The sequence below is a fragment of the Glycomyces mayteni genome, assembly GCF_042428885.1.
Classification (GTDB): Bacteria; Actinomycetota; Actinomycetes; order Mycobacteriales; family Micromonosporaceae; genus Glycomyces; species Glycomyces mayteni.
The window spans coordinates 25,764-50,275 of sequence record NZ_JBHMBP010000007.1; the positions used below are offsets into that span (position 1 = coordinate 25,764).

Sequence of the window (24,512 nt, forward strand, 5' to 3'; positions counted from 1 at the left end):
TGAGAGGCGAAATCCGATGCCACAGATGCGCTCCCGCCGCGAGCAGGTGGACGCACACAAGTTCATCACCTCGCGGATGAACCAGGCGCTGGTGCTGGCGAACCCCGACTCGGTGGAGCGGCCCCTGCGGCGCATCGGCGTGTCGATCTTCGCGTCGGTGATGGTTCTGGCCCTGGTGTTCGGCGGCTTCGCGATCGCGACGCTGTTCGGCAAGGGCAACGACAAGCCGGAGGCCAACCACATCATCCAGGTCAAGGGCACGTCGGCGATCTACGTGTACACGACCGCGGACCCCAACGAGGAGCCCACGCCCGAGAACCTGAAGCTGTGGCCGGTCACGAACTTCACGTCGGCGCTGCTGCTGCTCAAGCCCTACCAGGGCGACCCGCCGGTGCAGACGCTGAAGCCCTCGTCGCTCAAGGACATCCCGCGCGGCTTCATGGTGGGGATCGACAACGTCCCGGCCCAGCCCCCGGCCGTGGAGGAGCTCCTCCAGGACCAGGACTGGAACGCCTGCTCGATGCCGCGCGAGATCGGCAGCACGGACACGCACCAGCTCACGCAGCTCGTCATCCAGGACATGGAGGAGCCCACGTCGTGGCTCGGCGACGAGCAGTGGGTGCTCGCGAAGGTCGCCGAGGACGCCGAGGCGGGCGAGGAGCAGTTCTACCTGCTGTGGAACGACCGCAAGTACCGGATCGACGACCAGGGCGTGCTCGACTCGCTGGGCCTGAACGCGAACCAGGCGGTCCCGGTCAACGACAACGTCATGAACACGATCCTGCCGGGCACGCCGCTGGAGATCGAGGACCTGGAGTACTTCAGCCAGGTCTCCGAGGAGGGGGTGCAGTCCGACAGCGGCGCCACGATCGCCTACGGCCAGCCGCTGGAGATCGCGGGCTCGTTCTACGTGCTGCTCAAGACCGACGACAAGGGCGACGAGTTCGCGCCGATCACCGAGACCCAGAAGGACCTCCTCCAGTCGCTGTACAACACCCCGGTGACGGTGAGCCCGACCGAGCGCGACGCGATCGGCGCGCAGGCGACGTACGGCGACCCGACGTTCCCGAAGGCGGTCCTGAGCGACGCGGTGTGGGCCCCGCAGGGCGCCCGCCCGGCGCTGTGCGCGAACTACGACCCGATGGACCAGGAGGACGGCCAGACCCGCATCCAGATCGGGCTGTACGACTCGGCGCCGAAGACGCTGACGGACGCGGCGAAGTCGGTCGAGTTCACCGAGGACGGCGACATCCACTCCAGCGTCGACGGCCTGGCCGCGCAGACGGTCCTGGCCCCGGGGCGGGCGGTGCTCGCGGACTCGCGCACCAACGAGGGCGCGACGGTGCAGAGCAACACGTTCCTGATCGACAGCCTCGGGTTCCAGTTCGGGATCGTCGACGAGGGTCAGACCGACTCGACGCAGGCGCTCCTGGGGTACGCGGGCGTGGACTCCGTGTCGGTGCCCGAGCAGATGATCACGATGATCCCGAAGGGCGCCGACCTGAGCCCGTTCGAGGCCCGCCAGCAGCTGGTGATGGACGGCAGCTCGGTGCCGCGGTTCGAGACCGAGGAGGAGTCGCCCGCCGAGGGCGGCTGACGATTCGTGCACGCCTGTGCCGCCGGGGGCCGTTCGGTTCCCGGCGGCTTTGGCGTTTTCTGGGGATTCAGGGAGGGTGCGCGCGTGTTAGCCTGGCGCGACACACTCCCGACAAAACGAGGAACCGTCATGTCCTACCCGCCGCAGCCGGGGTTCGACCCGAATCAGCAACCTTCCTACGGTCAGCAGCCGGGTTACGGGCAGCAGCCGCAGCAGCCCGGCTACGGCCAGCAGCCGGGATTCGGTTCCCAGCCCCAGCAGCCGGGGTACGGCCAGCAGCCCGGGTACGGGCAGCAGCCGCAGCAGCCCGGGTACGGCGCCCAGCCGGGTTACGGGCAGCAGCCGCAGCAGCCCGCGGGCTACGGGCAGCAGCCCGGATACGGGGCGCCCGGCCTGCCGCCGGCCCCGAAGTCGAAGACGCCGCTGATCCTGGGGATCGCGGGCGGCGCGGTCGTGGTGGTCATCGCGATCGTCCTGCTCGTGCTCAAGCCCTTCGGCGGCGGCCCCGGCGCGGGCGACTCCCCGACCGACGTGGCCGACGGCTACCTGAGCACCACGGTCGACGCGATGAACTCCGGCGGGTTCTCGGACCTGGAGGGCCTGGCCGCGGACCTGCGCCCGTACATGACCGAGGAGCTCCAGCAGGACATGGACGAGGGCCTCGCGGACTCCGACTCCGGCGACATGGCCGAGTTCGAGGACATGTTCGAGGGCGCCGAGTTCGACGTCTCGTACACGCTCGGCGAGGAGACGATCGACGGCGACACCGCGACGGTGGCCGCGACGCTCGCGGGCGACGCGACGATGGCCGGGGAGAGCTTCCCGATGGACCAGGAGCTGACCCTGGAGCTCGTCAAGGAGGACGGCGTCTGGAAGATCAGCGGCGACGGCGGCCTGCTCTAGGACTCGCAGACTGAAGGGCCCCACCGGATTGCGGTGGGGCCCTTCGGCGTCTCCGGGAGCCGGGGCTCAGACGAGGGCGTCGAGCAGCGGGAGGTAGCCGTCGCGCTGGCCCGCGGTGTTCGGGTGGTAGGACTCGCCGATCGGGTAGGAGATGCCGTTGACCCACTCGGTGTCGTCGCAGACGGCGTGGCCGGTGAAGGCGTCGCGCACGTCGATGTAGTCGAAGCCGTGGCTGGCGGCGACCTGGCCGGTGGTGGTGGCGAGGAGGTCGGCGGCGGCGTTGAGCTGGGACTGCTCTCCGGGGCTGATGCGGGTGATGGCGTTGCACTGCTCGCCGTTGAACAGCCGCGGGTAGCCGAGGACGACGACCTGGGCGTTCGGCGCGGCCGCCTCGATCGCGTCGTAGACGGCGTGGAGCTTGGCGGGGAGCTGGTTGCGGATGAACGCCTCGGCGTCGTCGATCTCCTCGTCGCAGGTCCACGGGTACGGGTAGGCGCACTGCTGGACGACGCCGGCCCAGCCGGTGTCGTTGCCGCCCACGGTGATCGTCACCAGGTCGGTGCTGGAGGAGAGGGCGCCGAGCTGCTTGGAGAGGACGTCGCCGGTCTTCGCGCCCGAGCAGGCGGCGAACTCCAGGTCGGCGCCCGTGGCGTCGGCGAACAGGGACGGGTAGGCGGACGCGGAGCGGGAGCAGCCGCTCCCGTCGTCGATGTACGAGCGGGTGCCCACGCCGGAGGCGTAGGAGTCCCCGAGGGCGACGTACTCGATGGTCTGGGCCTGGGCGGCGCCGCTGGTCAGCGCCAGAATCGACACGACGGAGACGGCCAGCGCCGCCGCCATTGTGGAGATTCGCCGGGGGAGGGACATTTTGGGCTCCGTCTCGAATTTTGTCCGAACTGGGAGCTTTAGTTATATCGGCTGCACCCGGCGCAGTCCACAGACGGAACATGCCAAGTAGGAAAATTTACTTCTTTCGATACCCCCTGGGCGGCAGGGGTTTTCAGAGCCCTTCGGGGAGGTCGAGGCGGTCGAGCGGCTGCGGCTCGTCGGGGGTCTCGGCGAGCAGCCGGTCGGTGTCGTCCTCTTTGGCGTCCTCGGGTTCGGCGAGGAGCCTCCGGACCTCGGCTTCGAGGTGGGCGCGGACGAGGATGCCGAAGCGCTCGCCGTCGTCGGCGGCGAGGGCCTCGACGAACGCGACGTGCTCGGGGACGAGGTCGCGGTGGACCTCGAAGTGCTCGAACATCGAGAAGGTGCACAGGCGCGTCTCGATGAGGAGGGTGGCGAGCATCCGGGCGAGGCGCACCGACCCGCCCCAGCTGGCGAGGACGCGGTGGAAGTCGAGGTAGGCGTCGCCGAGGGCGCGGGCGTCGTCGCGGCGCAGGGCGCGCTGCATGCGCTTGACCTCGGTGCCGAGCTCGGCGAGGACGGTGCGGCGCTCGGCGGCGGGGAGGGTGAGGAGGCGCCGGCCCAGCTCGGGCTCGATGGTGGCGCGGAGCCAGTGGATGTCGCGGACGTCCTCGGGGGTCATGGTCTTGACGGCGAGGCCGCGGCGGCGCGGGATGACCAGGAGCCCCTCGGCGGTGAGGCGCTGCATGGCCTCGCGGAGGGGGCCGCGGCTGACGCCGAGCTGGTAGGCGAGTTCGGCCTCGCCGAGGACGGTGCCGGGCGGGAGGGAGCCGTCGACGACCGCCTCGCGGAGCCGCTCGGCGATGAGGTCCACCGTCGAGGTGCGGCGCACGGGGGCGAGCCGCCCCACCTTGCGGTTGCCTTCGAGCCCGCCCAATCCGCTGCTGCGAGTCGCCACGTGTGTCCGATTCCCCTCTGTCTCTTCTGGGCAGCATTCTACTGCCGACCCGTACTCCACGTTCCGCGTCAGGTCCCGGTTGCGGTCCGGCGGGGTCGTCGCGCGGGTCCCTCCGGACGGCTTGCGCTTTCGTTACCGAACGTCGATAATCAGATTGTCGACAAACTTACAATAGAACGTTAGGGTCGGCAAGACACCCGAGTCCGACTCAGGAGGCGACCAACGTGTCGAACGAACTGCATCTGAACCGCCGTCATCTGCTCCTCGGCAGCTCAGCGGGGGCGGCGGCCCTCGCACTGGGCGCCTGCTCGCGGACGGACGGCGGCGGTGACGGAGGGCTGCTCGCCAAGGCGCAGGACGGCGGGACCATCCGCGTGGCCTACGCCGACGAGGCCCCCTACGCCTACACCGGCGACGACGGCGTGACCGGCCAGTCGGTGGACACCCAGGTCTACCTGCTGGACCAGCTGGGCATCAAGGCCGACCAGATCGAGTGGAAGCTCACCGAGTGGGACTCCCTCATCACCGGCCTGGGCACCAACCACGACATGGTCATCGCGGGCATGTACATCACCCCCGAGCGCTGCGAGGCCGTGGCCTTCGCCAACCCCGACTACGTGATGCCCGACGCCCTCATGACCCTGGCCGGGAACCCCGGCGGGTACACCGACTTCAACACCATGGCCGACTCCGACGGCGTCGTCGGCGTCATGAACGGCACCAGCGAGCACGAGATCGCCGACCAGACCTTCGGCGAGGACCGCATCAACGTGCAGGCCAACCTCGACTCGCTCATCCTCGAACTCAAGGCCGGGCGCTGCGACGCGATCGCCCTGACCAGCGCGAACCTGCGCCTGGCGGCGGAGTCCGACCCCGAGGTCGAGGTCTCGGAGGGCTTCTGGCTCATCGACCCCGGCACCGGCGAGGACATCATCGGCGCCGGCGCGGCCGTGTTCCAGCCCTCCGACGCCGACTTCCGCGACGCGGTCAACGGGGAGCTCGACAAGCTCCTCGCCGACGACGCGAAGTGGGAGGAGCTGACGAGCCCGTACGGGTTCACGCTCGACGAGAACCACCCCGAGGGCCTCACGGCCGAGGACCTCTGCCCGGACACCTACCAGTAGGAGGCGGGTTCCATGGACTTCCAAGCGGTCATCGAATCACTCCCCCGATACGGAGAACCGCTCCTGGTCACCATCGGCGTCACCGTGGCGTCGGCGGCGCTGGCGCTCGTGCTGGCGTTCGGCCTCGGGCTCATGACGGGCTCCAGGCACCTCGCGGTGCGCACCCCGGCCCGCGCGTTCGTGGAGTTCTTCCGCGGCTCCTCGGTGGTGGTGCAGCTGTTCTGGTTCGCGTTCGCGATGCCGGTGGTGCTGGGCATCCAGTTCGACTACCTCATCGTCGCGGGGATCATCGCCCTCGGCTTCAACTACGGCGCGTACTCCTCCGAGGTGGTGCGCGGCGCGATCGCGGCGGTCCCCAAGGGCCAGCTCGAAGCCGCGACGGCCCTGAACCTGACGCCGGCGCAGAAGATGCGCCTGGTGGTGCTCCCCCAGGCGTGGCCGGAGATGATCCCCTCGCTGTGCGCGTTCGCGATCATGCTCCTCAAGGCCTCGGCCCTGGTGTCGGTGATCGGCGTCCTCGACATCACCTGGCTCGCCGGGCTCCTCGGCAAGCAGCCCGGGCAGGACCGGCTGCTGCACTACGCCGTGGTGCTCGTCATCTACTTCGTGCTCGCCTGGCTCATCTGGACCGGGATGCGGGCGCTGGAGCGCAAGGCCAAGCGCGGCCTCGGCATCGAGGCGAAGCCCTACAAGGGCCTGGCCCCGGCCGTCGCCGCGGGCGGCGCCGCCGGAGCGACGGGAGGCGGCAGCTGATGCAGACGGGTTGGAGCAACGAGACCCTCCGGGAGATCTTCCCGGCCATCTGGGACGGCTTCATCGTGGTCCTCCAGGTCACGCTCGTGGCCGGGATCATCGCGGTCGTGCTGGGCCTGCTCGTCGCCATCGGCGAGCGCAACGGCCCGGCGTGGCTGCGGCGACCGCTCGCGCTGGTCTTCCAGTTCATCCGCAACACCCCCCTGCTGGTGCAGGTGCTCATCGTCTGGACGGCGACGAGCCTCTACATCAACCCCGACTGGAGCGCCTTCGCCGTCGGCTCGACGGTGCTGGGCCTCCACTACGCGTCCTACACCTCGGAGTCCTACCGGGCGGGGATCGACGCGATCCCCAAGGGCCAGTGGGAGGCGGCGACCGCGCTGAACCTCCCGCCCCGCCGGGTGTGGGGGGCGATCGTCCTCCCGCAGATGTTCCGCCGCTCCGCGGCGGCCGTCGGCAACTGGATCATCGCCATGTTCAAAGAGGTGCCGACCCTGTTCATCATCGGCGTCATGGAGATGATCGCGGAGGCCCGGGCCTTCCAGGGCCAGCACTACACCGGCGCCGTCGAGGGCTACACCCTCGCCGGGCTGCTGTTCCTCGCCGCCTCGTACCCGGTCGCGGTCGCGATGCGCAGATTGGAGAACCGCCTTGCAAAATCCAATTATTGAGTTCGACCGCGTCGACAAGTCCTTCGGCGACCTCAAAGTCCTCGACGAGCTGAGCTTCCGCGTCGACCCGGGCGAGCGCGTCACGCTCATCGGGCCCTCGGGCTCGGGGAAGACCACGATCCTGCGCCTGCTCATGACGCTGGAGACGGTGACCCCGAAGGCCGACCCCGCCGCCGACGGCGGCGTCGTCTGGGTCGAGGGCGAGCCCTACTCCCACATGGAGAAGAAGGGGAGGCTCGTCCCCGCGAACGAGAAGTGGCTGCGCAAGCGCCGCTCCCGCGTGGGCATGGTCTTCCAGCAGTTCAACCTGTTCCCGAACATGAAGGTGCTGCGCAACGTCACCGAGGCGCAGGTCCACGTCGCCGGACGCTCCAAGGAGGAGGCCGAGCAGAAGGCCCGCGACCTCCTGGACCTCGTGGGGCTCGCCGAGAAGACCGACGAGTACCCCGCGCGCCTCTCCGGCGGCCAGCAGCAGCGCGTCGCCATCGCCCGCGCCCTCGCCATGGACCCGGACATCCTCCTGCTCGACGAGGTGACCAGCGCCCTGGACCCCGAGCTCGTCGCCGACGTGCTCGCCGTCCTGCGCGACGTCGCCGAGACCACGAGCATCACGATGCTGTGCGTGACCCACGAGATGGGCTTCGCGCGCGACGTCTCCGACCGCGTCATGATGTTCGACAGCGGCCGGATCGTCGAGCAGGGCCCGCCCGAGGCGATGTTCTCCGAGCCGCAAGAAGCGCGCACTCAGGACTTCCTCAGAGCCGTTCTCGCGGAGTAGGCTTGGTGTTCTCCTCCATCCTTGGAGAGTGTTAGGGGTGTTCGAGGGGGGCGGTCATGAGGGGTTATCGACCGCCCTCCTCATTCCTTTCCCCGGGACCGAACGCCGCGGCACCCGCGGGGTGCGGACGGGTGGCACAATCAGTCTTCGTGTCAGCACCTGATCCAGCCCGAGGGATGCGCGGATGAACCTGTTCGGCCGGGGCGAGAACCTCCCCGAGGAGTCCATCGCGGTGATCGGCCTGGGCCGCTTCGGCTCCGCGGTCGCCGAGTCCCTCACCCGCCTGGGCCACGAGGTCCTCGCGATCGACGAGCGCCCCGAGATCGTCCAGCGCGCCTCCGAGACCCTCACGCACGTCGTGCAGGCCGACTCCACCGAGTCCGCCGTCCTGATCCAGCTCGGCATCGGCGAGTTCGACCACGTCGTCGTCGCCATCGGCACCGACATCGAGGCGAGCGTCCTCACCGTCCTCGCCTGCGAGGAGGCCGGGGTCCGCGAGATCTGGGCGAAGGCCATCAACGCCAAGCACGGCCAGATCCTCCACCGCACCGGCGCCCACCACGTCGTCTACCCCGAGTGGGCCATGGGCGAGCGCGTCGCGCACCTGGTGAGCGGCCGCATGCTCGACTTCATCGAGTTCGACGACGGCTTCGCGATCGTCAAGACCAAGGCCCCCACCGAGGCGGTCGGGAAGACCCTCGCCGAGTCGCGCCTGCGCTCCAAGTACGGCGTCACCGTCGTCGGCGTCAAGCAGCCCGACAAGGACTTCACGTACGCGACCCCCGACACGGTCGTCTCCGAGGGGGACACCCTCATCGTCTCCGGCGCCACGACCAAGGTCGAGGCGTTCGCCTCCACCACATGATCCCGAAGGTCAAGGCGTTCTTCCGCCACCCGGGCCGCCTCATCCCGCTCCTGTTCATGGGCGTGATCCTCGCCGGGACCCTGCTGCTCATGCTCCCGGTCGCCCACCTCGGCGACCGCCGGACCTCCTTCGCCGACGCGCTGTTCACCTCCACGTCGGCGGTGTCGGTCACCGGCCTGGCCGTCCTCGACACGCCCGTCCACTGGTCCTGGTTCGGGCAGTTCGTCATCATGCTGCTGTTCCAGATCGGCGGCCTCGGCATCATGACCAGCGCGGTCCTCATGGCCCTGCTCGTCACCCACAAGCTGGGCCTGCGCACCAAGCTCGCCACCCGCATGGAGATCAGCCAGGCCCTGAACCTCGGCGACTTCAAGGCGATCCTGGTGCGCACCATCGCGTTCACGTTCGCCGTCGAGGCGGTCGTGGCCCTGGCGCTGGCGATCCGGTTCTCGTCCTTGGACTTCGGGCTCGGCAAGGCCGTGTGGTACGGGGTGTTCCACTCGGTGAGCACCTTCAACAACGCCGGGTTCGCGCTGTTCTCCGACTCGATGATGAGCTACGCGACCGACCCGTGGATCTGCGTGCCGATCGCGCTCGGCTCGATCCTCGGCAGCCTCGGCATGCCGGTGATCTTCGAGATGACGCGCCGCCACTGGGGCCGGCGCCAGTGGTCGGTCCACACGAAGCTGACGCTCGTCGGCTCGGTGGTGCTCATCCTCGGCGGCTGGGCCGCGTACCTGGCGTTCGAGTGGTCGAACCCGGCGACGTTCGGCCAGTGGCCCTGGTACGACCGCATCCTGCCCGCGTTCTTCCAGTCGTCGGTGGTGCGCGCCTCGGGCTTCAACTCGATCGACATCGGCGCGATGCGCGAGGACTCGCAGCTGGCCTCGATCATCCTCATGTTCATCGGCGGCGGCGCCGCCTCGACCGCGGGCGGCATCAAGGTCACCACGTTCTTCCTGCTGCTGCTGGTGATCTGGGCGGAGGTCCGCGGCGAGACCGACGTGACGGTGTTCCGCCGCCGCATCGACCCGCCGGTGATCCGCGAGGCCCTCGCGGTGGCCCTGGTGTACGTGGCGTGCAACGCGTTCGGGGTGTTCCTGATGCAGCGCTTCGAGCCGGGCATCGAGATCACCGCGATCATGTTCGAGGTGACGAGCGCGTTCGCGACGGTCGGGCAGTCCACCGGCATCACGTACGACCTGTCCGAGCCCTCGGTGTGGCTGTTGACGATCGCCATGTACACCGGCCGCGTCGGACCGGTGCTTTTCGCCGCGTCGCTGGCCCTTCGCACACGAAAACGGCTATACCGGTACCCTTCGGCGCGCCCGCTCGTGGGGTGAGCCCCGCCTCAACTGCCCCTGCGGCGACAAGCGAAGATGGTGTCCAGCACGCCGCCACGCGGATCGTCGCCCCCAGAAAGGACGCCCCCCGATGTCCCGTAAAGCCCGGCAGCGCACCAGTCGTCTCCCCATCCGGATGCAGTTGATGCTCCCGATCGCCGCGGCGCTCATGGGGATGCTGGTGCTCGGGCTGTTCCAGACCGTCTCCGTGTGGGACGAGTACCAGAACGCGACGGACGCCGAGGTGCTCGCGGGGCTCTCCGCCGACCTGAACGACGCCCTGGAGGCGCACCGGCTGGAGGCCGGGCCCCTGGTGGAGTCGGTGATCAACGGCGGCGGCGGCCAGTTCGACTCGGCGGTCGCCCGCCGCGAGACCGACTGGGCGTTCGACCGGCTCGAAGAGGCGTCGGCCGGGGTGACCGCGCGCTTCCCCGACCTGGAGGACGACCTGGAGTCCCTGTTCTCCAAGGCCGAGGGCCTGGAGGGGGCCCGCGCCGCGTTCGACCGGCTCGCGGCCGGGGAGGCGGACTTCACCGACGAGGACGTCGCCGACGCGTACCTGGTGTACCGGGACGTCGCCAACAAGATCGTGAGCATCGCCGCGATCCTGCCGCGCATGGTGGACGACGCGGGCGTCGCCGCGCACCTCGACTCGCTCGCGGCCCTCATGCAGGCCAGCCGGATCGCCGCGGAGATCCAGTTCACCGTCGCCACGGACCTGGTGAGCCTCGACGAGGACCGGGCGGTCGTGGTCGGGCGCGCGGAGCTGTCGAACGTGGCGTACCTGTCGGGGAACTTCGACCGGCAGATCACCGAGTTCCAGGCCAACGCGTCCTCGGAGACGAGCGCGGTCTACAAGGCGGCCATGGGCTCCGAGGAGATCGAGACCGCGCAGGAGGCCCTCGGGGTGTACGTGCGCGGGAACGTGCCGACGATCAGCCCGCAGGACTTCTCGAACGCGCAGGGCGCGATCATCGCGGCCCTCGACACCAGCCAGGGCTCGGTGCTCGACGCGATGCAGGACGACGTGGACGCGATCCGCGACGCCTCCTCGCGGACCCTGCTGACGACGTTCGCGCTGGTGATCGTGCTGGCGTTGACCTCGATCATCTCCGCGGCGATGCTGGCGCGGCGCATCAGCCTCCGCGTCGACGGCGTCCGCGAGGCGACCCTGACCGCCGCGTACGACACGCTGCCGAAGACGGTGGCGGCGGTGTCGCAGGCGGCCAACGCCGACGAGGTGGACCGGCTGCTCCAGACCGCGAAGCGCCAGACGGTGATGAGCGCGGACTCGCGGTACGCCGACGAGCTCGACTCGCTCGCCGAGGCGTTCAGCGCCGCGCACCACCAGGCTCTGCGCCAGACCGCGAACCAGGCGCTGCTGCGCATCGACGTCGAGGCGATGATGAAGACGCTCGCCCGCCGCGGGCAGAGCCTCATCCGCCGCCAGCAGCAGGTCATGGAGTCCCTGGTCGAGCAGTCCCCGGACCACGCGGTGCCCGACGAGTGGCGCTCGGTCTACCACCTGCTCGCGCGCATGCGCCGCAACGAGGAGAACCTGCTGCTCCTGGCGGGCGGGGACCCGCAGCGCCGCTACAACCACCCGGCGAACCTCGACACGATCATCCGCGACGCGGTCGCCGAGATCGAGGACGCGGGCCGCGTCGTGGTCGAGAACCAGGTGTCGGCGCGGCTGGAGACCAAGCCCGCCGGTGACCTGGTGCGCATCCTCGCGGAGCTGCTCGACAACGCGGCGGCGTACTCGCCGCCGACCCAGTCGGTGCGGGTCACCTCGCGCCGTTCGGGTTCGGAGATCGTCATCTCCATCGCCGACGACGGCATCGGCCTCGCGCCGGAGCCGATGGCGGCGATCAACCGCCGCCTGGCCGAGCCGACCCAGCTGAACTCGGAGCTGACGGCGACCATGGGCCTGCTGGTGGTGGGGCGGCTCGCGGCCGAGCACTCGGTGAGCGTGCAGCTGCACTCCACGATGGGCAAGGGCACGCTGGCGCTGGTGCGCATCCCGGCGAGCGCGCACGCGGAGGACCCGGTGGGCCTCTCGCCCGACCAGGGGTCGGCCGCGCGGCTGGCGCTGTCGGCGCGCGCCGCGAACCTGCCGGTGACCGGGACGGGCGCCGAGGCGGCCGGTTCGGGCGCCGTGGAGCCGATCGTGCCGCGCCCGCGCAAGGCCGGTCCGGCCCCCGCGCCACGTCCCGTAGCTGGGGCAACACTGAACGGAGGCAAGCCGGTCGCGGCCCCTGCGGGCCCCGCTCCCGAGACGCTGGATGTTACCTTCAGGAAGGTGAACCGAGCACTCGAAAACTCCGGCAGGACCAACGGCGCCGAACTGCCCCGTCGCGCGCCGGGCTCCCGACTGCTCCCCGGCTCCGTCCCCAGCGCCCGGCAGGGCGGCGGCGCCGATCTCGACCCGGCGGAGATCCGGGACCGGCTCGCCGGTTTCGCCTCCGGCATCGCGGCGGCCGCCGCGCACGAACAACGCCAATAGAAAGCAGCGAGATGGTGGATAGCAACGACAAGAACGTCGGTGAACTCGACTGGCTCCTGACCTCCTTCGTGGAGAAGGTGCCGGACGTCTCGGAGGCGCTCACGGTGTCCGTCGACGGCCTCGCCATCGCCGCCTCAAGGGGACTGTCGACGGACCGGGCCGACCAGCTCGCCGCGATCACCTCGGGGCTCGCGAGCCTGACGACGGGGGCCGCGAAGGTCCTCGACGCGGGCCGCATCCGCCAGTCGGTGATCGACATGGACGAGGGCGTGCTGCTGCTCATGGCCGTCGGCGACCGGGCCCAGCTCGCGGTCCTCGCCAACGCCGGCTGCGACCTCGGCCAGGTCGGCTACGAGACCGCGCTGCTGGTGAAGCGCGTCTACGCCGCGCTCGAACCCGATGCGCGCGGCGGGATCTGACCGGCCGCGTAGGAGATTGCTCACCCGCGCCGGGCCGCGCCCATCGACGGCCCGCGCGGGCGGTTCCACCCCTATGACCTGTCGCGTATTCGACCTGCGACAACCACTGAGCGCCCATCGAACGGTCACGCTGCGCCACGCCGCTGAGGCTGCGCCCCTCCGCGTCGGCGGCGTTTCACGGGGCTATGCTGCGTTCGCTACCTGGAAATGAATCATGGAGGCCCACAGGTGACCACGGTTGAGCCCAAGCTTGAGCCAACGCCGATCGTCGCGCGTCCCTGGCCGGTGCGGCGGGAGCCCAAGGGCTCCTGGCTCGCCCGCACGCTCCGCACGACCGACGCCAAGCAGATCGGCCTGCTCTACTTCGTGACGTCGTTCGCGTTCTTCGCGATCGGCGGCGTCCTGGCCCTGCTGATCCGCGCGGAGCTGTTCCAGCCCGGACTCCAGATCGTGTCCTCTGAGCAGTTCAACCAGCTGTTCACGATGCACGGCACCATCATGCTGCTGATGTTCGCGACGCCGATCGTGTTCGCGTTCGGCAACTACCTGGTGCCGCTCCAGATCGGCGCCCCCGACGTCGCGTTCCCGCGCCTGAACGCGTTCGCGTACTGGCTGTACCTGCTCGGCTCGACCCTCGCGGTCGCCGGCTTCATCACCCCGGGCGGCGCGGCGTCCTTCGGCTGGTTCGCGTACCAGCCGCTGTCGAACGCCGTGAACTCCCCCGGCATCGGCGCGGACATGTGGTTCGTGGGCCTGTCGATCTCGGGTGCGGGCACGATCCTCGGCGCCGTCAACATGATCACCACGATCGTGACGATGCGCGCGCCGGGCATGCTCATGTTCCGGATGCCGATCTTCACGTGGAACATCCTCATCACCAGTCTGCTGATGATCCTGGTCTTCCCGATCCTGTTCGCCGCGCTGCTCGCCGTCATGGCCGACCGCACGCTCGGCGCGCACGTGTTCGACGCCGACACCGGCGGCGCGATCCTGTGGCAGCACCTGTTCTGGTTCTTCGGCCACCCCGAGGTGTACATCGTGGCGCTGCCGTTCTTCGGCATCGTCTCGGAGATCTTCCCGGTGTTCAGCCGCAAGCCGATCTTCGGCTACAAGACCCTGGTCGCCGCGACGCTCGCCATCGCGGGCCTGTCGATGGCGGTGTGGGCGCACCACATGTATGCGACCGGCGCGGTCATGCTGCCGTTCTTCTCGCTCATGACGTTCCTGATCGCGGTCCCGACCGGTGTGAAGTTCTTCAACTGGATCGGCACCATGTGGAAGGGCCAGCTCACGTTCGAGGCCCCGATGCTGTTCAGCATCGGCTTCCTGGTGACGTTCCTCCTCGGGGGCCTCTCGGGCGTCCTGCTCGCGAGCCCGCCGGTGGACTTCCACGTCTCCGACTCGTACTTCGTGGTCGCGCACTTCCACTACGTGCTGTTCGGCACGATCGTGTTCGCGGTCTACGCCGGCGTGTACTTCTGGTTCCCGAAGGTCGCCGGGCGCATGTACGACGAGCGCCTCGCGAAGGTCCACTTCTGGCTGACGTTCATCGGCTTCCACACGACGTTCCTGGTGCAGCACTGGCTCGGCGCCGAGGGCATGCCCCGCCGGTACGCCGACTACCTGGAGTCCGACGGGTTCACGACGCTGAACATGATCTCCACGATCGGCGCGTTCATCCTCGGCCTGTCGACGCTGCCGTTCATCTGGAACCTGTTCAAGTCCTGGAAGGCCGGGCGCGTCGTGGAGACGAACGACCCGTGGGGCTACGGCGGCTCGCTCGAATGGGCGACGAGCTGCCCGCCGCCGCTGCGCAACTTCGACCGCCTCCCGCGCATCCGCTCGGAGCGCCCCGTCTTCGACGAGAAGTGGGGACACCTGGTCAAGGAGGTCAAGGGCCACTAGCCCGCGACCTCGCAGTGAAGGCCCGGGAGCCGCGGTTCCCGGGCCTTCGCCGTGCCCTGGGGAGCGGAAATCGGCCACAGGCGCCCGCCTGCACTTCCGGTGGGGCGGGTCCGTCACTAGGATCGACGCATGAGCCGGGCACTGATCGTGGTAGACGTCCAGAACGACTTCTGTGAAGGCGGGTCGCTGCCCGTCGCGGGCGGCGCGGCCGTCGCGGCGGCCGTCACCGACCTCGTCAAGGCCGACCCGGGCCGGTGGGACCACGTGGTCGCCACCCGGGACTGGCACATCGACCCGGGCCTGCACTTCTCCGCGGAGCCGGACTTCAGGGACTCGTGGCCCCCGCACTGCGTGGTGGGCACGGCCGGGTCGGGCTTCCACCCGGACTTCGACCACACGCTCGCCGAGGCCGTGTTCGACAAGGGCGCCTACGAGGCCGCGTACTCCGGGTTCGAGGGCTCCTCGGGCGAGACGGGCCTGGCCCAGTGGCTGCGGGCCCGCGGCGTGGACGCGGTCGACGTCGTCGGCATCGCCACCGACCACTGCGTGCGCGCCACCGCGCTCGACGCGGCCGCGGAGGGCTTCGCGACGACGGTGCTCCTGGAGTACACGGCCGCGGTCGCCGAGGAGACCCGCGCGAAGGCCCTGGAGGACTTCGCGGAGGCGGGCGTGGCCGTCGCATAGACCGGACGCGGAGCGGCCCGGGGCTCGGAAGCCCCGGGCCGCTCCGCGTCCGGGCCCGTCAGGAGGTCGGCACGTCGTCGATGATGATCGCGGTGTTGTCGTAGTCGTTCTCGCCGTGCGGGTCGAACACGAAGTTGTCGACGCTGTAGACGAGCGGCTGGATCCACGCCTCGAAGTACAGGCCGCCGGCCTGTTCGTCGCCGTTCCAGTCGCCGAACGGCTCCGGGGTCAGGGTCCACTCCAGGGTCGTGGAGTCCCCGGCCTCCAGCGGGTCGAGCACGGCGACGCCGTCGGGGTAGCCCTCGCAGACGGGCACCGGCTCCGGGCCGTCGGCCCCGAGGCTCTCGCTGGCGCACAGCGCCAGCTGGACGCCGTGCGAGTCGTGGTCGCCGGAGTTGGTGACCGTGACCTCGCCGGTCCAGGTGCCGTCCCCATTGTCGGTCTTCTCGACCGCGACCGAGAGGTCGGTGACGCCCCACAGGTAGGCGTCGTCGGTGACGTTCGCGAGCTCCTCCCCCGTGCGGTACCTGAAGACGTCGTAGTCGAGGGCGATCTCCTGGTACATGCCGGTCGACTCCTGCTCCGGCACGAGGAGCAGCACGCCCGCGGTGGCCGCGGGGGCGATGTCCCACAGGGGGAACTCCGTGATGTCGCCGCGGGCGACCTCCTCGGTGACCTCCCAGCCGCCCTCGCCGTCCCCGGCGACGACCACGGCCTGGCGCATCATCGACTCGCTGGGGCTGCACCCGAACAGCGCGACGGCCTGCACCGGGCCGCCCTCCTCCAGCGGCGTGTGGACCACCTTGAGCAGCTGGACCGGTCCCCCGCCCGCGTCCCATTCGCCCGCTTCGGCGTCGGGCGTGCCGTCGGCGGGGACGGCCGGGGACACCGGGCACGCCGAGTCGTAGCTCGAGCTGCCGGGCACGAACGCCGGCAGCTCGATCTCGGCGCCCACGAGGTCCGCGAACGTGGGGAGGACCAGCTCGGTCTCGGTCTCCTGGCCCTCCGGGACCTCCCCGCTGCCGGTGCCGCCCTCCGCGGGCGAGGTCGGGCCCTCGGAGGTCTCGCCGGTGGAGGTCTCCGCGGGCTGCGGGTCGACCTCCTGCCCGTTGGAGTCCTGGAGCCACCATGCGGCCGGGACGGCCACGATGAGCGCGGCCAGCGCGGCGGCCAGGGCGCCCTTGGTGGTGCGCCGGCGCCGCACCCGGCCGTGGATCACGGCGGAGTCGACGGGGTCGACCATGAGCTCGGCGGAGTGCGCGAACTCGGCGAAGGCCTCCTCGAAGAGGGTCTCGTCTGGCGTGCTCATCGCTGCTCCATCTCGTCTTGGACGGTGAGTCGGCCCGCGAGCGCGGCCTTCCCCCGAGTGAGCCAGGAGCGGACGGTGGCTTCGGCGACGCCTTCCTGCTCTGCGATCTCCGCGACGGTCAGGCCCGCCATGTACCGGAGGATCACGGCCTTGCGGTGGTGCTCGCCGATGCCGGCGAGCGCGCGCATCAGGTCGACGCGGTCCCCGTCGGGCGGGGTCTCGTAGTTCTCGCGCTGCCGGTTGAGGAATCGCTGCACGACTCCGCGGCGGCGCAGGTGGCTGGTGGCGAGGTTCCAGGCCACGCGGCGCACCCATGCGGTCGGGTTCTCGTACTCGCGCACCTTCTTCCAGCGGGCGAGGGCGCGGCAGAACGCCTCGGCGACGAGGTCTTCGGCTTCGGTCCGGTCGCCGGTGTAGGCGAAGATCTGCCCGGTGATGACGCGGACGTTGGCGGCGTAGAAGTCGTCGAATTCGAGGCTGGCGCGCATCGGCAGCAGTTGCGCCGCGGCGCCTCCCTCCCCTGGTGGAGCAGAGCTGTCGCGGGTGGGCGTCATAGGGGCTCCTCGGCTACGGTACGGCGGCTTGGGGGTCCGCATGAGATACACGAGCCGGGGCGCGGGAGTGACGCACTCCTGTGTGGAGTTCTAGTTCACAGTATTCGGGTTCACTTGCCGTAGCGGCGGTCGCGGGTGGCGAAGGAGCGGACGGCGCGCAGGAAGTCGACGCGGCGGAAGTCGGGCCAGTTGGAGTCGCAGAAGTAGAACTCGGAGTACGCGGACTGCCAGAGCAGGAACCCGGAGATGCGCTGCTCGCCGGAGGTGCGGATGACCAGGTCGGGGTCGGGCTGGCCGGTCATGTAGAGGTGGCGGGCGATGGAGTCGGCGTCGATCGCCTCGGCGGCCTGTTCGAGGCTGGCGCCGGTGGCGGCCTGTTCGAGCATGAAGGAGCGGACGGCGTCGGCGATCTCGCGCTGGCCGCCGTAGCAGACGGCGAGGTTGACCTGCATGCCGCGCTTGTCGGCGGTGCGCTGCTGGGCGTGCTTGAGGGCGTTCTGGTGGTCTTCGGGGAGGAGGTCGAGGGCGCCGACCATGCGCAGCTGCCAGGGCTGGTCGTCGTCGGAGAGCTCGCCGGCGAGTTCGTCGATGATGTCGAGGAGGGGGTCGAGCTGGTCTTTCGGCCGGGAGAGGTTCTCGGTGGAGAGGAGCCAGATGGTCACGTGCTCGACGCCGAGTTCGTCGCACCAGCCGAGGAAGCGCTCGATGTGCTTGGCGCCGGCGCGGTGGCCGTCGTTGGGGTCGGTGAGGCCCATGTCGCGGGCCCAGCGCCGGTTGCCGTCGACCATGACGCCGATGTGCCTGGGCAGCGGCTGTCCGGTCAGCTCGCGTGCGAGCCGACGCTCGTATATCCGGTAAAGCAGGTTCGAGATCGCCACAACCGGCAATTCTAGGCCGGGGCCTTTCGGGGCCCCGGCCGTGTCCTCCGCCGGTGGGGCGGCGCTACCCTTCGAGCCGCTGCTTGAGGGCGTCGAGCTCGGCCCACAGGACGGCGGGGAGGCGGTCGCCGAAGCGGGCGAACCAGCTTTCGACGAGGGGGATCTCCTCGGCCCATTCGGCGGGGTCGACCTTGAGGGCGGCGGCGAGGTCGTCGTCGGTCAGGTCGAGGCCGTCGGTGTCGATGGCCCCGGGGGTCGGGCAGTGCCCGATGGGGGTCTCGACGGCGGCGGCGCGGCCTTCGAGTCGCTCGACGACCCATTTGAGGACGCGGGCGTTCTCGCCGAAGCCGGGCCACAGGAAGCGGCCGTCGTCGCCGCGGCGGAACCAGTTGACGTAGAACACCTCGGGCAGGAGGGCCTCGTCGGCGGCGGCCTTGCCCATCTCGATCCAGTGGCCGAAGTAGTCGGCGGCGTTGTAGCCGATGAACGGGAGCATCGCCATGGGGTCGCGGCGCACGACCCCGACCTTGCCGGTGGCGGCGGCGGTGGTCTCGGAGGAGAGCGTCGCGCCCATGTACACGCCGTGGACCCAGTCGCGGGCCTGGGCGACGAGGGGGACGGTGGTGGCGCGGCGGCCGCCGAAGAGGATCGCGTCGATGGGGACGCCGCGCGGGTCGTCGTACTGGTCGGCGAGGACCGGGCACTGCTTGATGGGCGTGCAGAAGCGGCTGTTGGGGTGCGAGGACGGCTCGTCGGAGTCGGGGGTCCAGTCGCGGCCCTTCCAGTCGACGGCGTGGGCCGGGGGCTCGCCCATGCCCTCCCACCACACGTCGCCGTCGTCGGTGAGCGCGACGTTGGTGAAGAGCGTGTGGCCCTGCTCGATGGTGCGCATCGCGTTGGGGTTGGTGCGGTAGTCGGTGCCCGGGGCGACGCCGAAGAACCCGTACTCGGGGTTGGAGGCCCACAGGCGCCCGTCCTCGCCGAAGCGCAGCCAGGCGATGTCGTCGCCGAGGGTCTCCACTTTCCATCCGGGGATGGTCGGTTCGAGCATGGCGAGGTTGGTCTTGCCGCACGCGGAGGGGAACGCGCCGGTCACGTGGTAGACCTTCCCCTGCGGGCTGGTCAGGCGCAGGATGAGCATGTGCTCGGCGAGCCAGCCCTCGTCGCGGCCCATCGCGGAGGCGATGCGCAGCGCGTAGCACTTCTTCCCCAGGAGCGAGTTGCCGCCGTACCCGGACCCGTAGGACCAGATCTCGCGGTCGCCGGGGAAGTGGGAGATGTACTTGGTCTCGTTGCAGGGCCACGGGACGTCGGCCTGGCCGGGGGCGAGCGGGGCGCCCACGGAGTGCAGGCACTTGACGAAGTCGGCGTCGGGGCCCATCTTCGCGAGGACCTCGGTGCCCATGCGGGTCATGATGTGCATCGACGCGGCGACGTACGCGGAGTCGGTGAGCTCGACGCCGAACATCGGCGCCTCGGCGTCGAGGGAGCCCATGCAGAAGGGCACGACGTACATGGTGCGCCCGCGCATGGAGCCGCGGTAGAGGCCGGTCATGGTCTCGCGCATGTAGTCGGGCGCGGTCCAGTTGTTCGTGGGCCCGGCGTCCTCGGGGTCCTCGGAGCAGATGAACGTCCGCTCCTCGACGCGGGCAACGTCCCCGGGGTCGGTGCGGGCGAGGAACGAGTCGGGCTTGGCGGGGACCGGGACGAGGGTCCCGAACGCGACGAGCTCGCCGGTCAGGCGCTCCCATTCGGCGCGGGAGCCGTCGCACCACACGATCCGGTCGGGATCGGTCAGCTCGGCGACCTCGCCGACCCAGGCGAGCAGCCGGTGGTGCCGGGTCGGCGGGTCGGTGAGGCCCGTGCTGGGGGCGGCGGTGTCGGCGGCGTGTTTCGCGGCGGGTTCTGCGGCGACTTCGATGCTCACGGTGGCTCCTTCGGTCGGCTTCTGGGCACGGACGCGGGCGCTCCGGCCGGGGCCGGTCCTTCGGACGCTACGGGAACGGGCGCGAACGCGCAGGAACTCGTGCGTGATTGAACGGGCGTTGAACAGGGACGCCGCCTGCGGACATTGATCTTGTGCGTATTCGGGCTCGCAACGATCACAAATACCTGCCCATTCTGCGTCACCGCGCAGAACCGAGCACGCTGCGTCGAATTTGACGATTGCTCTCAACTAATGCGCTCGGTTTCGATCATGGAACGAGCGCGTTAGATCGCCGCCGCGAAACGGTTACGGACCCGCGACGGGCGGCTTTTGCCCCGAACGCGCCCACGGCGGGGCGTCTTGGGCGAAGATGCACAGCAGCACCGATCTACCGCAGGCACGTAGGGTCGAACCGTTGGAGACGTCGATGGCGCACCGTGAACCGGAACCGCAGCAGGGCCGAGGCAGGACCGGGGCCGTGGCGTTCGCGGTCGCGCTCGCGGTGGTCCTGGCGATCGTGCTGGTGTACTTCCTCATGCGATGAGCACGCCGAACGGGCGGGGACGCGTCGCGTCCCCGCCCGTCGGGCACTCCGGGTCAGACCGAGGGCCCCCGGCGGCGCAGGTCGTCGACCGAGAGCATCGCCTCGCGCAGCTCCTTGAGCCAGTCCTCCGCGTGCTGCTCGACCAGGCGCACGCACCACGCCAGCGCGTCCTGCCGGGACGCGGCGACCCCGGAGCCGACGAGCGTGTCGAGGACGAGCCGCTCGGGCTGGCGCAGCCGGGTCGTCACCGGCAGCGACTGGTGCGTGAAGACCATCGTGGTGGACCCGCAGCGCGCCCCCCAGGACGCCTGCCGGTGGTACCGGTACTGGAGCTGCTGCGCGATCTGCACCCGCATGTCGCGGGTCGCCTCCCGGAACCGGGAGATCCGGCCCTCCTCGGTCGCGGCGCGGTCGGACTCGGTCGCGTCCGCGGGGTGGTCCGGGGTCGGCAGCGGGCAGATGATGATCATCTCGTCGCGGTCCACGGTGACCTCGGGCATCCCGGCGATCCAGCCGTCGGGGACGATCCCGTAGATCCAGGCCGGGGCGTCGTCAGTGGACGGCAGCGGGCCGTAATGCCACGAGCCGGTGTCGTCGATGGCGGCCATTGACGGGTCTCCTCACGTTTCAGGAACGCTCCAGGTGTACCCCATCGAGTCAAGCAGAGCCGATCGAGGGCTCGCAAGCGTCGCCCACCCCGCTGTTCACAGGCCCCGCATGAAGAACCCCGCGAGCGCGCACACCGCGAACACGGCCGCGCCCACGCACGCGAGCGTCTGCCCCGGGCGCGGGCGCACCCGGTACTGCCACGACAGCCACACCCCGAGCACGATCGGCCCGGTCGCGATGCCCAGGAACAACGTCAGCGCCGCGAGCGCCTGCCGCACCGCCGACCCGTCGGCGTGCAGCACCCCCAGCGCCACGGCGACGGCGAGCGCCCCGGTGGCCGCGCCGATGAGCGCCGCGGTCGCCTCGGTGTGCCGGGGCGCCTCGATGGGAAGTTCACCCTGCCGGGCGAGCGACAGCAGCCGCCCCGACCGCTCCAGCCGCATACGCACCCGCTCGGCGTCCGGCTCCGGGTCGGGCGCCCCCGCAGACGGGGTCGGCCCGGTCCTGCGGTGCCCCACGAAGTCCCCCAGCGACCGCCACAGGATCGCCACGGCCTTGTCGGTCTCGGCCACGAGCGTCGCCGCGGCCACCGACGCCCGGTTCGCCTCGTCCCGGGAGGCGCGCGCGGACTCGACGGCGGCGGCCAGGCGCCCGGACTCGTCCTTGTACGCCGCGTCGGCGGCGCGGATCTCGGCGTCGGCGTCGGCGCGGTCCTTCAGGTAGGCGGCGACGGCGCCGGCGTATCCGGTGTCGGTCGTCATGGCGTGCTCCTTCTCGGGCGGGCCCCGGATGCTCCGGCTGGTCCTAGGGCAGGTCGAGGACGGCCGACGGGTTCGGCAGCAGCGCCGTCGTCCGGTACGGGATCACGACCTGCGGGACCCGGTGCCGGGCCCGGTCGAAGTACAGGCCGCGCCGCGAGCGCGGGTACCACGCGGGGCCGCCGCTGGCGGGCGAGAGCGGCGCCAGCTCGGGGCCCTGCACGTCGAGCGCGAGCCACGCGTCCACGGCGTCGAACCGCGCGGAGAACCCCCCGAGGTCCTCGCGCAGCCGCGGCACCGACCGCCACCAGCCGAGCGTGTGCAGGTGGCGTTCGGGCCCGTCGATGAGCATGGCGCGCAGGCGGGCCGACCCGGCCGCGTCGAGCCGCGCGGACCCGGCGTCCACGGCGTAGAACAGGTTGAGGCGCAGCATCCCGTCGCAGCGCGACTCCCAGTCCTTGCACGCCGAGTCGAGGTCGTCGTGCCAGTCGACCTCGGCCCCTTCGGTCTCCAGCGCGGCGGCGAGCGCGAGCGCCGAGGACGCGGCGTCGGGTTCGAGGCAGCAGATGTCGACCCCGATGCGCTGGCCGCGGGCGGCGGTGAGGGCGGCGGCGGCGAGGATGTCGGCGGCCTCGGTGGTGCGGGTGCCGAGGATCGCGAGGTTGCGGCCGGGGGCGCGGTGGAGGGCGAGCTCGGCGCCGCGGGAGGCGACGTCGATGGTCTGGCCCAGGAGCGCGGTCTCGGGCGCGGGGACGCTCGCGGTGAGGTCGGGGACGTGGTCGCCGTCGAAGAGCGCGGGCGGTTCGTTGCCGGGCGGGCGGGCTTCCCAGAGGCGCTGCTGGAGGGGTTCCCAGGCGTCGGCGTGCCCGGCGTTGGGGATGGCGACGACGCGGTTGGCGCCGGTGTGGCCGGACTCGTCGTTGACGACGGCGTGGAAGCGGGCGACGGTGTCGGCGGCGTGGTTGGACTCGGCGAGGACTCTGCGGGCCTTGGGGAGCGCGATGCGCAGCGTGAACTGCGCGACGAGGCTGGGCCGGCCCCACAGGGCCTCGATCCCGGCGATGTCCTGCGAGGCGAGGACGAGGTGGATGCCCTGGCTGCGGCCGCGGCGGGCGAGGTCTTCGAGGAGCTGCACGGCCTCCTCGGTGACGGCGTCGCGCGCTTCGAGGAGCACCTGGAACTCGTCGACGACGGCGACGATGCGGGGCCAGTGGCCCCCGGGGTCGGCGGCGCGGAGCTCTTCGAGCTTGGTGGCCTCGTGGGCCTTCGCGGCCTCGGCGCGGCGGCGCAGCTCGTCCTTGAGGTGGCGCAGGAGCGCGAGGCCGAACTCGCGGTCGTCGTTGATGTTGACGCCGACGAGGCGCACGTGCGGGAGCCAGGTGGGGTCGCGGCGCCCGGAGGCGAAGCGCGCGAAGGAGACGCCCTCTTTGAAGTCGAGGAGGTACAGCGCGAGCTCGTCGGGGCTGTATTCGGAGGCGAGCCCGGCGATCCACGCGTACAGGAGGTTGGTCTTGCCGGAGCCGGAGGGCCCGCCGACGAGTGCGTGGGGAGGGTTGTCGCCGAGGCTGAGCTTCGCGACGTCCCCGGCGGGGGTCTCCCCGATCGCGGACTGGAGCCCGGACGCCGAGGAGGCGCTCCAAAGCCGCTGCGGCAGCAGATCGACCAGCCGCGCGGGCTCCTTCCCGGCGAGGTGCTTCTCGGCGACGGCCTTGGCGGCGTCGGTGACGGTGGTGGACGGTGGCGGCGGGTCGAGCTCGATCGGCGCGCCGGGGAGCGCGGTCGCGGCCTTGGCGGTGAGGCGCGGCAGGTCGGCGGGCCCGGCGGTGTCGTCGCCGACGATGACGAGGTGCACCCCGGCGGCGACGCCGGTGCGGCGCAGCCGCGCCAGCTGCGCCTGGTCGTGGGCGGGCCAGGCGGCGAGGTCGGCGTTGAGCAGCACGAGCACCCGCCACGGCTCGGGCCGGCGCCCGGTGGCGGAGGCCAGCGCGGCGAGCGAGTCGTGCTCTCCGGCGAGCACGTCGGCATTGACGCGCCGCACGGTCTCCACAAGCGAGTCCAGCTCCTCCCGCAGCCCCGAGGGCCCCACGAACGACAGGAGTCCGGCCTTCCCGAGCGCCGCGAACGCCGACAGCGACCGCCCCAGGTGCTCGGGGTCGTACACGTGCAGCCGCACCAGCCCCGCGGGCACGGCCCCCACGGCCCGCAGCAGCAGCCCCGGAAGCGCATGCGCCGCATCGGTGTCGATCCGCAGATGCGACCGGTCGAGCAGCGGTATCAGCGCGGGCAGTGAGGTGTCGGTCACTGAGGGTCCTGGATTGTCATACCCCCCTGCCACAATGGACGAGCCGGCTGATGCAGTCGCGGCCCCCGGGGGGATCCCCCCGCCGGCGGCGAGGTCATCACCACTCTCGACCGGAGCGCGCCCGGTCGAGGCGGTCTCCGGCAAGGCGGTGGCGGTGGTGGGTGGGGTGGGGGGGAGGGAGGGCCCCCCGGAAGGACTCGAATCAGAGGAGCTCGATTCGCTGGCGGCGATGCGGCCGACGCGCAGCAGCGGCGCCGCCCCGCGGGTCAGCCCCGACTC

The 24,512-nt window shown here is 70.8% G+C and carries 20 protein-coding genes and 1 pseudogene; 12 read left to right on the forward strand and 9 right to left on the reverse strand.

Going from position 1 to position 24,512, the window contains the following annotated elements; genetic code table 11:
- Positions 1-16 precede the first annotated feature (16 nt).
- Together eccB and ACFFXY_RS25120 are read left to right on the forward strand one after the other, a co-directional pair.
- The gene (gene eccB, locus ACFFXY_RS25115; protein ID WP_382357045.1) at positions 17-1,597 is read left to right on the forward strand and encodes a type VII secretion protein EccB; all 1,581 of its coding nucleotides are present in this window, start codon (positions 17-19) and stop codon (positions 1,595-1,597) included.
- Between the two features lie 129 nt (positions 1,598-1,726).
- The gene (locus tag ACFFXY_RS25120; RefSeq protein WP_382357047.1) at positions 1,727-2,500 is read left to right on the forward strand and encodes a nuclear transport factor 2 family protein; all 774 of its coding nucleotides are present in this window, start codon (positions 1,727-1,729) and stop codon (positions 2,498-2,500) included.
- A gap of 66 nt (positions 2,501-2,566) precedes the next feature.
- On the opposite strand, the gene ACFFXY_RS25125 is transcribed toward ACFFXY_RS25120, so the two are convergent.
- Together ACFFXY_RS25125 and ACFFXY_RS25130 are read right to left on the reverse strand one after the other, a co-directional pair.
- A complete protein-coding gene (locus ACFFXY_RS25125; RefSeq protein WP_382357049.1) occupies positions 2,567-3,367 on the reverse strand; it encodes an SGNH/GDSL hydrolase family protein in 801 nt (266 codons plus the stop codon).
- A gap of 133 nt (positions 3,368-3,500) precedes the next feature.
- Complete coding sequence (locus tag ACFFXY_RS25130; RefSeq protein WP_382357051.1) at positions 3,501-4,304, reverse strand: GntR family transcriptional regulator; 804 nt, start codon at positions 4,302-4,304, stop codon at positions 3,501-3,503.
- A gap of 224 nt (positions 4,305-4,528) precedes the next feature.
- Here ACFFXY_RS25130 and ACFFXY_RS25135 point away from each other — a divergent pair, with 224 nt between their 5' ends.
- The 10 genes from ACFFXY_RS25135 (at position 4,529) to ACFFXY_RS25180 (ending at position 15,352) form a co-directional block, all read left to right on the forward strand.
- Entirely contained in the window at positions 4,529-5,428 is a 900-nt protein-coding gene (locus ACFFXY_RS25135; protein WP_382357053.1) for a transporter substrate-binding domain-containing protein, read from the forward strand.
- Between the two features lie 12 nt (positions 5,429-5,440).
- Positions 5,441-6,181, forward strand: a complete 741-nt coding sequence (locus ACFFXY_RS25140; protein ID WP_382357055.1) for an amino acid ABC transporter permease — start codon at positions 5,441-5,443, stop codon at positions 6,179-6,181.
- Entirely contained in the window at positions 6,181-6,852 is a 672-nt protein-coding gene (locus tag ACFFXY_RS25145; protein WP_382357057.1) for an amino acid ABC transporter permease, read from the forward strand. The genes ACFFXY_RS25140 and ACFFXY_RS25145 overlap by 1 nt, the downstream gene beginning before the upstream one ends.
- Complete coding sequence (gene ehuA / locus ACFFXY_RS25150) at positions 6,833-7,630, forward strand: ectoine/hydroxyectoine ABC transporter ATP-binding protein EhuA (protein ID WP_382357059.1); 798 nt, start codon at positions 6,833-6,835, stop codon at positions 7,628-7,630. The genes ACFFXY_RS25145 and ehuA overlap by 20 nt, the downstream gene beginning before the upstream one ends.
- Before the next feature lie 184 nt (positions 7,631-7,814).
- On the forward strand, positions 7,815-8,495 hold the full coding sequence (locus tag ACFFXY_RS25155; RefSeq protein ID WP_382357061.1) for a potassium channel family protein: 681 nt from the start codon (positions 7,815-7,817) through the stop codon (positions 8,493-8,495).
- Positions 8,492-9,838, forward strand: coding sequence for a TrkH family potassium uptake protein (locus ACFFXY_RS25160; protein ID WP_359952257.1), 1,347 nt, complete (start codon positions 8,492-8,494; stop codon positions 9,836-9,838). Before ACFFXY_RS25155 ends, ACFFXY_RS25160 begins: the two co-directional genes overlap by 4 nt.
- A 91-nt stretch (positions 9,839-9,929) precedes the next feature.
- The gene (locus ACFFXY_RS25165; protein ID WP_382357064.1) at positions 9,930-12,344 is read left to right on the forward strand and encodes a sensor histidine kinase; all 2,415 of its coding nucleotides are present in this window, start codon (positions 9,930-9,932) and stop codon (positions 12,342-12,344) included.
- Positions 12,345-12,355: 11 nt separating this feature from the next.
- Positions 12,356-12,763, forward strand: coding sequence for a roadblock/LC7 domain-containing protein (locus ACFFXY_RS25170; RefSeq protein WP_382357065.1), 408 nt, complete (start codon positions 12,356-12,358; stop codon positions 12,761-12,763).
- 228 nt (positions 12,764-12,991) lie between these two features.
- On the forward strand, positions 12,992-14,668 hold the full coding sequence (gene ctaD, locus ACFFXY_RS25175; protein ID WP_382357067.1) for an aa3-type cytochrome oxidase subunit I: 1,677 nt from the start codon (positions 12,992-12,994) through the stop codon (positions 14,666-14,668).
- A 129-nt stretch (positions 14,669-14,797) separates the two neighbouring features.
- Positions 14,798-15,352, forward strand: a complete 555-nt coding sequence (locus tag ACFFXY_RS25180) for an isochorismatase family protein (protein ID WP_382357069.1) — start codon at positions 14,798-14,800, stop codon at positions 15,350-15,352.
- Between the two features lie 58 nt (positions 15,353-15,410).
- On the opposite strand, the gene ACFFXY_RS25185 is transcribed toward ACFFXY_RS25180, so the two are convergent.
- The 7 genes and pseudogenes from ACFFXY_RS25185 to ACFFXY_RS25215 form a co-directional block, all read right to left on the reverse strand.
- Positions 15,411-16,661: a hypothetical protein gene (locus ACFFXY_RS25185; RefSeq protein WP_382357070.1), complete on the reverse strand. Its 1,251-nt coding sequence runs from the start codon at positions 16,659-16,661 to the stop codon at positions 15,411-15,413.
- On the reverse strand, positions 16,658-17,215 hold the full coding sequence (locus ACFFXY_RS25190) for an RNA polymerase sigma factor (protein WP_382357072.1): 558 nt from the start codon (positions 17,213-17,215) through the stop codon (positions 16,658-16,660). Before ACFFXY_RS25190 ends, ACFFXY_RS25185 begins: the two co-directional genes overlap by 4 nt.
- Positions 17,216-17,325: 110 nt before the next feature.
- Entirely contained in the window at positions 17,326-18,093 is a 768-nt protein-coding gene (locus ACFFXY_RS25195; protein WP_360059792.1) for an isoprenyl transferase, read from the reverse strand.
- A gap of 64 nt (positions 18,094-18,157) precedes the next feature.
- Positions 18,158-20,014, reverse strand: coding sequence for a phosphoenolpyruvate carboxykinase (GTP) (locus ACFFXY_RS25200; RefSeq protein WP_382357078.1), 1,857 nt, complete (start codon positions 20,012-20,014; stop codon positions 18,158-18,160).
- Positions 20,015-20,617: 603 nt separating this feature from the next.
- A complete protein-coding gene (gene abmR, locus ACFFXY_RS25205; RefSeq protein WP_106366748.1) occupies positions 20,618-21,172 on the reverse strand; it encodes an ATP-binding transcription factor AbmR in 555 nt (184 codons plus the stop codon).
- 96 nt (positions 21,173-21,268) lie between these two features.
- On the reverse strand, positions 21,269-21,934 hold the full coding sequence (locus tag ACFFXY_RS25210) for a hypothetical protein (protein ID WP_382357074.1): 666 nt from the start codon (positions 21,932-21,934) through the stop codon (positions 21,269-21,271).
- Between the two features lie 43 nt (positions 21,935-21,977).
- Positions 21,978-24,302 (reverse strand): annotated as a pseudogene (locus tag ACFFXY_RS25215) (FtsK/SpoIIIE domain-containing protein); the annotation flags it as partial.
- Positions 24,303-24,512 lie beyond the last annotated feature (210 nt).